This is a genomic window from Desulfobacter sp. (assembly GCA_028768545.1).
Classification (GTDB): domain Bacteria; phylum Desulfobacterota; class Desulfobacteria; order Desulfobacterales; family Desulfobacteraceae; genus Desulfobacter.
Map to the genome: position 1 here is coordinate 4,826,425 of CP054838.1, position 12,071 is coordinate 4,838,495.

The following is a 12,071-nucleotide window of genomic DNA, read 5'->3' on the forward strand; positions in this document are numbered from 1 at the left end:
GATTTTCATTCTTCGTAAAAATTTGCGGTTGCCCGTCCAAAGGCTTCATATATGGCGGGCAATTCCATGTTTCTGGCCTTTAAAAAGGCTTTGCGTATGGCAACAATGTACTGGCTGTTGCTCTGGATGGGTATGGTCCCGGCACGTATATCCTGTTCCAGGATTGTCTGGGCCATTTTGGCGGCAACCTCTCCCTGCTCAAAAGGTGAAACCCCAATGGAAATCATGGCACCATCTTCCACGTTAAATGCATTGATCCCGATGACCGGGGGCAGAGCATTTTTTTCAGTCCAGGCCATCACGGCTTTGGGATCTGCATAGTTGGGATTATCCTCTGAAACGGGAAGCCTTCGGTAATTGACCACAATAAAATAATCCACCCGGGAGCCGTTCCCCTTAACAATCTCTTTCCAGTCTTCAAAATGATCCGCCATCACCGATCCTTTATAATGGATCGGGTCCCAATCATATTGGTCAATAACCGACCGCCCTTTTTGAAGGGAAGAAGAGGTATCCAGGATATAAAGCAAAGAAGGGTCGGCCTTGGGATGAGTCTTTTTGCTTTCAAAGGCAAGAATGGTCTCTTTTACCGCATTGAGCTGCTTGCGTTCAAAAATCCCGGTTACATTTTCAGCCCCCTCATATCCGTAAGGCTCGATGGATCCGTTGACTCCGGCAAAAACAATATCCATCTCCGGATCATTTACAAAATATTTGCCGGCCAGGGATTGGGCAAAATCATCCACTGCAATCAGCACCCGGGGCCGGATCCTGCGAACGGCTTTTCTTGCGATGATGCCGGTCCGCTCCAGCCATTCTTTGCCCACATGCTTTTTGGTGGACATATAGTGCCAAGTCACAGAATATCCGTTCCATTTGTCTATGATCCTTTTCAGCCCCGCATCCACATCCCGGGTCCAGGCATAACCGGGTTCATAACTCTGGAGAACCAGCACCCGGGGTTTTGATAAATTATACACCACAGCGGTTGCCAGGATACCGGCCAAAAAGACAACACACAAAAGGGAAGATACTTTTTTTTTCATCACAGCACTCCTGTCTGACGCCAGAACGGTATGGACAAAAGAATGGCCCCGATTTTTACCAGAACCAGTATCCCGTGAAAAATCATCACCTTTGTTTCAGAATAGGGGACATGCTCCCGGGTCAGATTCCTAAAGTAAAGGATATAAGGAGACTGGTATCCGAAAAAAGCCGTTTCAGAGATCAGTAAAATAAGGTTCATCAGAAAATCGCGTACCTGGACTGAGAAACATCACTGGGAAGGCAATAACACAGTAAGGATTTTTATGCTTGAAATGATGGTGTGAACATGATCATGTTCTAATTTTTTTGTGTTATTCGCACAAAATCGGAGAATGAATTAATGTCCACAAGCTTCATATACCATGCCTTTGGCCTTCGTGACTACTTTTATAAAACAACACGTTTCATCGGTGGAATAATCACTTTTGAACTCATACCAAAACCAGAGGCGGTAAAATGCCCGGAATGTAATTCCAGGTCCGTCACCAGGAAAGGGATTGTGACAAGAGATCTCAGAACAATACCGGTAGGTTCAAAACCCGTGATTCTCAGGACGGCTATCCAGAGAATTTGGTGTTCGTTCTGTCAATTTGTCCGGCAAATCAAACTATCCTTTGCCCAGGAGGGGAAAAGCTATACCCGGGCTTTTGAACGGTATGTCTTGGAGTTGTCTCAGTTCATGACAATCAAAGATATTGCCATCCATTTAAGGATCAGCTGGGATACGATAAAGCAGATCCAGAAAGAAGACCTGCTGAGGCGTTATCGAAATATCCCCCTTGAGAAAGTCCGGCAGATTGCCATAGATGAAATTTCCATAGGGAAAGGGCATAAATACTTGACCATCGTGATGGATCTGGAATCCGGTAGAATTCTGCACGTGGGAGAAGGAAAAGGTGGTGAAGCTTTGAAATCTTTTTGGACAAAAGTGAAAATATCGAAAGCAAAAATCAAAGCCGTCAGCATCGATATGTCCCCGGCATACTTGAGTGCTGTTATTGAAAATCTTTCTGGTTCAGCAATTGTCTTTGACAGATTTCATGTTGTTAAATTGTTCAATGAGAAACTGTCGGATTTCAGGCGAAAGCTCTACAACCTTCTTGCCAATACCGGGCAACAAAAACTTCTGAAGGGAGTCCGGTGGCTTTTGTTAAAAAATCCCGAAAACCTCAGTGATGACAAGAAGGAGGCCCAACGGTTAGAAGAAGCATTGAAAATAAATCAGCCGCTATTGGTAGTCTACTACATGAAAGAGGAACTCAGGCAAATATGGAATCAAAAGAAAAAAGAAACAGCTGAAAAGATAGTCAGCAATTGGATCAATCTGGCCAATATTTCCAAAATTCCAATGTTGATGAAATTTGCCAAGACCTTGGCTGTGCACAGGCAAAGAATCCTTTCATACTATGATTACAGGATATCTACAGGTCCTTTAGAAGGGACAAATAACAAGATAAAAACCATGAAACGGAAAGCTTATGGATACAGGGATTCGGAGTTTTTCAGGTTGAAACTTTTGGACCTTCACAATAAAAGGTACGCATTAATCGGATGAACCTCAAATTCTTTATGGGATTGATATCCACGATCCATAACACCTGTTTGCCCCTTGGAAAGTATTTTGGGAACAAAAGTGCGTTCAGCGCCGTTGCCTTCAGTCAAAAAGATTTTGTTTGGGATTCCGTGATTAATGTCAAATCCGCAATGTACTTTGGCTTTTTTACTTCCTTTTCTGTAGTTCGCCCAGTGCATTGAAAGGACTGCATTTATGAGACTACCGTCAATGGAAACCAACTCTCCTAACTCGGCGTGTTCACCCGGATGACACTCAAGAGCCTGTTTATAAAGATCCTCAAAGATAAATTGCAGTTGTTCGAGTCCCCTGTGATTGATGGCTTCACAGAAACTACTACGGCTGATACCACCGTCTGGCGCAATATTTTCTTTAGCAAAAACATTCTCCTTGAGATCCTGAATTAAATGTCGGGCAGACTTGTGCTCCTGAAGATGGAAATAAACCAAAGCATTTATCTGGTCTTCGAATGTCATTTTTAAAGGGCGGTCTCCTCGAGATTGTAATTCCGGTGCTTTTGAAAGTGACTTTATCAGAGGGCACCTGAAATTGTCAAAGTTCAGGGACCGTAGTTGTTTTTTAGGGACTGAGATGTGCGTCATTTGAGCTCCTTGAGTTAAATTTTCAAGGCGCACAAAAATTTTTACGCACATTTGTCAACACAAAACCGACTGTTTTTTCAATGATTTTAGATGCTTTTTATATGCAACAACCTAACCGGACACTACTGAGTTTCTGTCCTTTTTTTCCTTTAAAAAGCGCTCCAGGGCCATCACCCTTTTTTCAGAGGTATCGCCTGCCCTGGCCTGTTTGACCAAATTCATATAATAGTTGGATTCTTCTATTATTCGGGGCAGGTCCACATCCTTGCGCCGGCCTGAAACTATAGTCTGGAGCTCATTTTCAGTTCCTGCGGTGGCATCATTGCCAAAAAAAGGAAGAGAACGGATAAAACGGTCCTGGGATTTAGTATCAATGCCCATCCGGGCCATGATCTGATCAAAGTCAAATTTAAAAAAGACCTGGTTCTTATCTTTTAACCTATCCTCTTTTAATGCGTGAATCATTACAAGCTCCCCTAGTTTGTTTGGCCATACACTTTGGATATAAATCCATATATGCCGAACAATTATTGGACTGGTGTTATGGAGATGCTAAATTTGGATGTGAAACAACCGGGGGAAACAACAAAATGGCGATAAAGACACACCCGGGGCAGGCCTGCCCCGGGTGAAAAAACACCCCAAAATTGGGGCCCCATTAGGGCAGAGGCGTTTCCGTATATGCGATACCGGCCGCATCAGAGCCATAAAGGGTTAACGGCTTGTCCGCCCGGACATCCTCAACCCAGTCAGGATTCAGGAGCATGGATTTGCCGGACAACACAAGGTCAGCATGGGCAAAGGCAGCCTCTGCACTTTTCCGGTCATAGACCTTTCCGCAGATGAGAATGGGAAGCGTTGTGGCCTCCCGGGTAAGCTGAGCCATGGTCTTATCTGTACCAAAGGCCTTGTCACGGAAGTCATAGCAGGACACGGAAATGGCATCCACGGGCTCGTTGGAAAACAAGGAGATCATCTCCTGCCACTCCTCCTTGTCCTGGAAGAGCGAAACATCCATATCTGCAATTCCCCAGTTGGAAACCCTGACAAAAAGCATCTTTTCCATTGGGATCTCAGGCCGGACCGCCTGAATCACCTCATGGATAAACCGGAATCTGTTTTCCATGGATCCGCCATAAGCATCCGTCCGCTGGTTGGTGTAGGCTGAGAGGAACTGGCTGAGCAGATATCCGTGGGCGCAGTGAATTTCAATCCCGTCAAACCCCGCCTCAACAACCCCCCTGGCCGTTTCCACAAACCCGGCAATAACATGGTCCATATCAAACCGGGTCATCTCTTGGGGAATATCATAGGGCTTTTGGGTCATGGGATTATCCTGGGAAGGCGTAACAGGGCTGGGTGCAACCACTCGGTTTGCCGGGTTAACCCCTTCATAGGCCATGCGGCCGCAATGAAAAACCTGACAGATGGAAATCGCCCCTTGGCTGCGGATCTCATCTGTCACCTTTTTCCAGGCATCCACCTGCTCCTGATTCAATATTCTGGCCTGGCCGGGATAGCCCTGGGCACTCTCATAATCCGTGACAATGGCCTCGGTATACACCAGGCCTGAATTATTTTTTGCCCGGGTCACAAGAAAATCTAAAACATCCTGGCGGGGGATGCTGTTCAGTGACGCAGACATCCGCGTCATGGGGGCCACCCCAAGACGATTTTTAAAGGTAAACTCGTTTATGGTAAAAGGGGTAAAAAGGGATGAGGTCATGGTATTCTCCTTTTTGAATTTGCTAGTAATCGATTTTTTTTCGCAACGCCTTTTGCTTGCTGTGCCTGGCCTTGGCGTCCAGCCGCTTTTGCTTTGAAGATCTTGTGGGGCGGGTGGGTTTTCTTTTCCTTGGCTCGCGCACAGCCTGCCTAATCATGGAAATCAGGCGCTCTAGGGCATCAATTTTATTTTTTTCCAGAGTCCTGAAGGTCTGGGCCTTGATAACAATCACCCCCTCCCTTGTGATGCGCTGGTCATTTAGGGCCAACAATTTATCCTTGTACACCTGGGGCAGGTCTGAACTCAGGATATCAAATCGTAAATGAACGGCAGAGGAGACCTTGTTTACATTCTGCCCCCCGGGCCCCTGGGCACGGATGGCTTGAATCTTGACATTGGACTCAGAAATGGACACCTGATTGGAAATTTTGAGCACTGCACGACTCCTGTAAATGAATTTGAAATTTTGCTTAAAACAATTCAGACCTGCAACCTAAAGACTAAGTCCGGTTCAAGACCATGTCAATGTGGGGAATATTGTCTTCAAGATAAGGAGGGGACACGGCCTGGAATCCATGGGATTCATAAAAGTGAGTCAGGTAGACCTGGGCACTGATCTCAATTTTCTTTTCGGGCCAGATGCCTTTGGCAACGTCAATGGCCTTGTCCACAATCGAGTGGGCAAGGCCATGGTTTCGAAATTCTTTATGAACGGCCACCCGGCCGAGACTGGCCCCGGCATAGGAGACCCCGGGGGCCAGGATCCTCAGATAGGCGGACATGGTATGGTCCTGTGCATACTGCCAGAGATGAATGGTCTGTTCATGGTCATCTTTGCCGTCTAATTCCGGGTAGGGACATTTTTGTTCTACCACAAAAATATCGGTTCTCAGACGCAAAAGCGCGTATAGCTCGTTGATGCTCAACTGGTCAAACCGTTTAATCTGCCAGGTATCAGCCATGGTGTTTCCTTAATCTTGTCTCAATTTTTTTAAAAAAAGAGCCAGAGTTACAGAGCCCGGATCAAAAGGCACCGGGATCAATGTCACACACATGAAAATACATGAACCCCAAAAAGATTAAAAGCCTTGTTTTTATTCCTTTTCCATCCTGGGTGAATTTTGACCTACAAATTGATTTTAGAACAAAATTTTCAGGTCACCAATAAGGCTGTGGCTGCCGCTGTCTTCCAAAAATCGGCCCTGGTAGGTCAGGGAAAGGGCAAGGCTGGAAGTGGTGACAGAGGTGACAGAGGCGTCCACTACCAGGGCATCCCGGTCGGGTGCGTTCAAAAAACTTGTATAGACCAGTCCGGGCATGCCGGCAATGGTGGTGCTGACCTGGCGTGAGGGGGTGAGCAGTTCATGTTCCCAGCACAGGGATAGGCTTTGGATGATGCTGCCGAACCCGGTGGCCCAGGATCTGTCCACCTGGACCCCTAGACCGGTTTTCAAAGAATTATCATCCCAAGCTGCCACCCCGAGATTTGCCCCTGATGCCCCGGTTTCAGTATAGGCATCCTGATGCAGACGGTTATACTCAAGGCTGAGTATGGGGGTCAGGCCCAGCTTACCCAGATCAAAGGTATACCCCCCCCTGGTTTTGGCCGACAGGGTGTATCCCTTTGGGTTGGACTTTGCCCATCGGCTGAGAAAGGGGATTGATCGGTTCACCTCATATGCACTGGATGCGCCGGCCAAAATGGTATCCAGATACCAGTGTTTGTCAAAGAAACTGCCGTAAACCCCCAGGCTGTAAGTTGTGATATCAGCGTTGCTCTGGCCTCTATCCCTGTAGAGCACACTGGAATCAGCCACCCCGATGCTCAGGCCCCCGAGAAAATTATTGTCTAAAACAGCCTGGGGAAAAACACGGTCCATGACCATGGCAAGGGCAGCAGTGGTGGTGTCATATCCCATATGGCCCTCCTGGCTGTCCATATGACTTTTCTGCCCCAATGCCTGAAAATGCAACCCCTGATGACTGTCCTGGGACGGATCAAAGAGGATGCCGGCCAACTCCCCGGCAGACGCCATCAGGGGCCAGGTTTCAGGATCGTTCGGGTCCATTCTTTTTTTCCGGGCCAGAACCCGAACCCCCTGTCTGAGCCGAGCCATCCGTGCGGTGACGGTTGAAAAGAAAAGCCTGGACATGTCCATGGTCACGGCTGACATGCCTGAGAGGGCCTGGGGGCCCATCTGATTCAGACCGTCCTCAAAGGTGGCCAAGGAGGTTGAGGAATCCAGCATGGCCACGACATGGGCCATATCACTGTCGCTGCTGAGTGTCCGGGTGTCAAGCGTTTTGGCCAGAAGCCTGGCATTGGCGGTCTTCAAGGGAATGTCTCTGTAGTTTTTTTTGGTGGCTGTAATATTGTTTCCCTGGGCGGCAATGTCCAAAACCAGGGCATCTGTCGTCAGAACCCCGAGATTGTTCAGCTCTTGACTTGTCACCACGGTAACGGTTTTGCCGGGGGGAATATATGTTTTGGGCGTGATGTTGATTGTTCCCCGGTTAACCAGTGTATTGCTGACAACCATATTCGGCTGATCAATTTCATGGATGCCAAGACTCAGAGAGGCGCCGGGGCTGATGGAAAGATTTGTCCCGACCGGATTAATGCCGATGAAATGGCGGGTGCCTGAACTCAAATCAAGGTGCCCGGCATTGACAGACAAAAGATTTTTCACAGCGACATTGCCCGATTCCCATGTACCGGAACCGGTCTTGGTCATGGATGTGACATTGTTCACATGGCCGTAATGCCGGCCGCTTCCTTCCAGGGTAAGGCGATTAACACCGTCACCAAGGTCAATATGCCCTGTGATTGATGCCCCGTCCCCCAGGACCACCTTGTCATCAGCCCCTCCCTGGGTATCCCAATAGGGGTGATTGCCCATGAGCCAGGAGATCATGTCCGCCTCGCCAGAGGCAATGGCATAGGCCTGGTCATTTCCGGAGGTATCTTGGGCAACAAGGGTGCCAATGACCTTTATATCCATCCCGTTTTTGGCTCCAACCGCCACGGCCGGACCGTGGGCACTGGCCGTGACCACACCTGAAATTTGCCCGAAAGGGCTTAAATTCCCCACAAGCTGGCCTGAAGAATAGATTCCCACGGCAAAGGGGCCTTTGGCCTCAGCTGAAAACCGGCCGGAAAGGGAGTCAAATCTCATATCGTTGTTTGAATGCAGGGCATAAGCAAAGTAATCTCCGGTTTTGGCCTGAATACTGCCCGAAATCCTATTGAGCGACAGATCATTGCCTGAATATATGCCAAAGGCAAAACTGTCACGGGCATTCACCACCATTGAGCCGCTGTAATCATCAAGGAGAAGATCCCCGCTTGTACATTGAATGCCATAGGCCCTTGCGCCTTCAGAAACCACATGGATATTTGAAAAAAGCCTGCCTAAATTTAAATAGGCCTCTGATTTGATGGCAGATACATTGCCACTGCCTGAAATTTCAAGGGATTGGGCAGAACTTGCGGGCATCCACCCGGGCCCGGAAAAATTGATGAGATGGATGTTGGTCCCCCCCGTGTATGACAGGGTAATCCCTTCATAATTTTCAAATTCGGACCTCCTGTTGACATCGGGCAGATTTGACTGAAGGAGAATGGTGCCTGAAAGGTCTGAATCATAAACAATGTTGCCGCCAAAGGCGGCATCGAAAATCGCAGATCTTAAGGAGCCAGGGCCTGTGTCGTTTAAATTATACACCCTTTTTGCAGGATCCCTGGCATCCACGGTAGAAACCCAAAGGGCCTGTATGAGTAGACCCAGCAAGAGAACAGCCATGCCACGGGTCAAGGGGACAAAAAACCGGAAAGTTTGATATAAATGCAAGGGGGCTGTGGCGTTAGACCGCCCGCCTTGGTTCTGAATTGTGGGTTTCAAAAATTACCCCCTTACAATTAAAGGTATTGGGATCATCAAATTCAGCCGCCGTAAAAAACGGACGAACAAGCCAAAAGGGTAATTCCGTGCACGAAACGGTGAAAAAAATAGGATAAAAAAAAAGGAAATTCAATCAGATAATTGTTCTGATTTCAGGACTTTTGTTCAAAAAATACGGATACAAAAAGACTAAATGCCGCTATGAATCCAGATTCATGTCAGAAAAATCATGGGCAAACAGGATTGGGCTGAATCAGGACGAGATGCCATTGGAAATATTTACTGGGGTTGGCCCTGCCCGGACGGATTTAACTTATTGAATATTGACAGCGTATTTGATATTAGAGTGGCAATTATTAGGATTAATTGAATGTAAAATTAAAAGGAGAACAAAATTCATGAACAAGCGCTTGAAACCTATTTTTCTTCTGGCAGTCCTGAGCCTTGGCCTCTGCCTTACAGCTTCGGCTGCCTGGGCCCAGGGAAACACCCCTGAATCTGCGGTCAAAGGGTTTGCAAAAGCCTATTATATGCTGGACGCTTCAATGGCAGACTTCTTAAGTGTTGATGCCCGGGTCAATGAAAATGATGTAGACATGGTCGGGCTTTACCTGAGAGTAAAAGAGCAAAATGCAAAAAACCGGGGATATCAGATGAGTTATCTTAAAATGCATCCCATTCTCATGAAAACCCAGGTTTTGGAAATAACAGAGGACAAGGCTGTTGTCAAACTCCAGACCACGGCCCTTCGCAGTATCAATCCCCTTTACAGGATCGTTGGGTATATTTTCGGCCTGATCCAGGAACACGAATTTGAAACCACCTACACCCTTGTCAAAGAAGAAGGGGCTTGGAAACTCGGACCTGGCGCCTTCAATGTCATGATCTGATATAAAAGATTTTTGACCATAAAGCGAGGTTAATCCGCCTGGCATCCTCCCAGGCGGATTAATCAGCAACAACCCTTTGCATCCAGTTCCGGACATGGGTTTGAAATAGCTCAGGCGCCTCCATATGGAGCAGATGGCCGGCACGGTCCAATACCACAAATTCCCCATTGGAAAACCTGGGATAGATTTTCCAGACATCCTCATATCCCACAGTCACATCATACCGGCCCGTGAGGACCAGGACCGGTCCGTCATATACGGGCAGCCTTGGATCGTCCACGTTTCTGGAAAACCCCGAGTCCCTGATCCTTTTCATCAGACCCGGGTCAGCAAGGGACAAGGCAGGATGAATATGGCTCAGGTAATTATCCCACACATCAGGGGTCTGAATGGTGACAAATTGATCCATGAGGCTGAACTGCTCATCTGTAAGCCCGTCCACGAATTCTTGATCCCTTTCACAGCATTTAAACCGTGGCAAATGCCGGGCATGCCGTGATAAATTGATCACAGGACACAAAAGCATCATGCCCTTTACCCGCCGGGGCATTTCAGCCACCACTCCCCTGGCCAGATACCCCCCATAGGAATATCCTGCCAGGACAAAGGGCTGATCAGGCCCGATCATCTCGTCAATAAATTGAAGCACGATTTCCAGCATATCATCCGAGCTGAGTATTTGAGGATGGGTCTGGGATTGCCCCATGCCGGGCAGGTCAAAATAAATCCGTTGAATCCCGGACAGACCATTTAAAACAGACTCCATCCCCGACTTGATGGATCGATGATCCACCCCGGACCCGTGGAGGCAGAACAAGGGCAGGCCCCGGCCCAAGGATTCATGAAAAATGGAAATCCCGCAGATCTGGGCAAACATTGGAAATCAAATCTCTTGTATGGCGCAGCAAAGGGGTCCCATGTTCCCTTTTCCCGGGTGGCTCGCCAGGGCCTTTTTCTTTTTAAACCAATGATAAGGGATCTGGCATGGGAGAGGAAAAAGAGCGGGGGCCTGGGTTAAAATAAAATCGAGCATGGGATCCTCCTTTAAATCTTCAATTGCATCCCATTTCTTATATATGCTAATCCCCTTCAAGACAAGCCCTATACCGGTTTGCCTGATCCACCATACTAAACCATCTTTTGGGTTGCCTTGGTTTGCTCCTCACTGCGGAGTATGACTTATACACCTCATTTGTCGCTCGCTTGCCGCCGTAAGAAGGTACCCTGCTGAAGGCCAGAAAAGCATGGAACATTCCCATATTTAAACAAATAAAAATTAGACGGTGAATTGGGGCGGTTTGTACAGGCGCTGAAAGCCGGTATTTATATTCAGCATAAATCAAGGACTTGGAAAAGAACGACACACATTGGGTCAAATGCCTTTTTTTTGCCTTGGCCTGCCCTGTTTTAACATGCGCTGGGTCCCGTAAAAAATCAGGGCCAGACCCACACTGCAATTTAAAATCTGCACCGCCACATGGGGTATTTCTGATTTTAAAAAAGACAAAATCATCATGGTCAAAGAGAGAAAGATAAAAGTGGATGCCCCGGTACCCAGGCCGAATATCACCAATTGCTTTTGTTTATATCTTTTTTCAATGGCCTTTGCCGAAAAAATGCTGCCCCAGAAAACAATGGTTAAAGGACTTGATATGGTCAAGGCAAAACAGCTGGTAAAGCTATTGACCAGGGTCCACTCCATGAGCGGTTTCGGCCCGCTGAAAACCATAAATCCCTTGTAAAAAATCAAAATCCCAAATAAAATTAAAACAATGGCGCCGGTCATGCCAACCCATATTTTCACCTTTTCCGACTGAAAAAACGGGCCAATCCCGATCAATGACAACACAATAAAAATATAATCAGCCAGAGTAACAGCGAAAATGGCAGACAGACTATTCATATAGTTGCTGTCCATTGTGATTCCAAGAATATAAAAAAATACCGGCCCCAGGGCCAGCTGAAGTAAAAGTCCTGTCAGCATTCCGTCTATCAGCGGTTTCATTTCACACCTCATGATCAATCTGTTTAACCTAAGTTCTTTGCACGGGAGCTCAGGGGAAACGCCCATGATCAGATTACATAAACATCAGACCCAGGTGAATACGATTCACCTTTTATTTGAATCAAATCCCATTAAAAAAACAAAGAAATTTTAAAAGAGACTTTAAATTTTAAGGGACCATGCCCAAATCAGACGAGCAGCCACCTGATTTTTCGAACCGCTAAAAAAAGACCGCCCAACCAGACCCGTCCTCTTTTCGAAGAGTATAGTTGGACTTAGTTGGTATTGGTTATTTTTGATCTGAATTTTTTACAATTACAAATTAA

At 47.1% G+C, this 12,071-nt stretch carries 11 protein-coding genes and 1 pseudogene; 2 read left to right on the forward strand and 10 right to left on the reverse strand.

From position 1 onward, the window contains the following. Positions 1–5: 5 nt before the first annotated feature. Positions 6–1,046 (reverse strand): hypothetical protein, encoded by a 1,041-nt coding sequence (locus HUN05_23505; GenBank protein WDP87734.1) that lies wholly within the window; start codon positions 1,044–1,046, stop codon positions 6–8. Beyond that, positions 1,046–1,246 (reverse strand): hypothetical protein, encoded by a 201-nt coding sequence (locus HUN05_23510; GenBank protein WDP87735.1) that lies wholly within the window; start codon positions 1,244–1,246, stop codon positions 1,046–1,048. The genes HUN05_23505 and HUN05_23510 overlap by 1 nt, the downstream gene beginning before the upstream one ends. A gap of 141 nt (positions 1,247–1,387) precedes the next feature. Between HUN05_23510 and HUN05_23515 the strand changes: the two genes are divergently transcribed. Continuing rightward, the gene (locus tag HUN05_23515; protein ID WDP87736.1) at positions 1,388–2,602 is read left to right on the forward strand and encodes an ISL3 family transposase; all 1,215 of its coding nucleotides are present in this window, start codon (positions 1,388–1,390) and stop codon (positions 2,600–2,602) included. Here the strand turns inward: HUN05_23515 and HUN05_23520 are convergent. The 6 genes and pseudogenes from HUN05_23520 to HUN05_23545 form a co-directional block, all read right to left on the reverse strand. Beyond that, positions 2,602–3,222: pseudogene (locus tag HUN05_23520) on the reverse strand (transposase). The gene HUN05_23515 and the pseudogene HUN05_23520 sit on opposite strands and share 1 nt — an antisense overlap. Positions 3,223–3,333: 111 nt before the next feature. Further along, positions 3,334–3,687 (reverse strand): hypothetical protein, encoded by a 354-nt coding sequence (locus HUN05_23525; protein ID WDP87737.1) that lies wholly within the window; start codon positions 3,685–3,687, stop codon positions 3,334–3,336. A 193-nt stretch (positions 3,688–3,880) separates the two neighbouring features. After that, on the reverse strand, positions 3,881–4,948 hold the full coding sequence (locus HUN05_23530; protein WDP87738.1) for an NADH:flavin oxidoreductase: 1,068 nt from the start codon (positions 4,946–4,948) through the stop codon (positions 3,881–3,883). A 22-nt stretch (positions 4,949–4,970) separates the two neighbouring features. Then, entirely contained in the window at positions 4,971–5,384 is a 414-nt protein-coding gene (gene arfB / locus HUN05_23535) for an aminoacyl-tRNA hydrolase (GenBank protein WDP87739.1), read from the reverse strand. A 64-nt stretch (positions 5,385–5,448) separates the two neighbouring features. Next, positions 5,449–5,910: a GNAT family N-acetyltransferase gene (locus HUN05_23540; protein WDP87740.1), complete on the reverse strand. Its 462-nt coding sequence runs from the start codon at positions 5,908–5,910 to the stop codon at positions 5,449–5,451. A gap of 177 nt (positions 5,911–6,087) precedes the next feature. After that, positions 6,088–8,751 carry an autotransporter domain-containing protein gene (locus HUN05_23545; GenBank protein WDP87741.1) on the reverse strand — a complete coding sequence of 888 codons (2,664 nt, stop codon included), beginning with the start codon at positions 8,749–8,751 and terminating at the stop codon, positions 6,088–6,090. A gap of 497 nt (positions 8,752–9,248) precedes the next feature. Here HUN05_23545 and HUN05_23550 point away from each other — a divergent pair, with 497 nt between their 5' ends. After that, complete coding sequence (locus HUN05_23550; GenBank protein WDP87742.1) at positions 9,249–9,740, forward strand: hypothetical protein; 492 nt, start codon at positions 9,249–9,251, stop codon at positions 9,738–9,740. A 58-nt stretch (positions 9,741–9,798) separates the two neighbouring features. On the opposite strand, the gene HUN05_23555 is transcribed toward HUN05_23550, so the two are convergent. Next, positions 9,799–10,617 (reverse strand): alpha/beta hydrolase, encoded by an 819-nt coding sequence (locus HUN05_23555; GenBank protein WDP87743.1) that lies wholly within the window; start codon positions 10,615–10,617, stop codon positions 9,799–9,801. A gap of 495 nt (positions 10,618–11,112) precedes the next feature. Further along, positions 11,113–11,745 (reverse strand): LysE family transporter, encoded by a 633-nt coding sequence (locus tag HUN05_23560; GenBank protein ID WDP87744.1) that lies wholly within the window; start codon positions 11,743–11,745, stop codon positions 11,113–11,115. Positions 11,746–12,071: the final 326 nt, after the last annotated feature.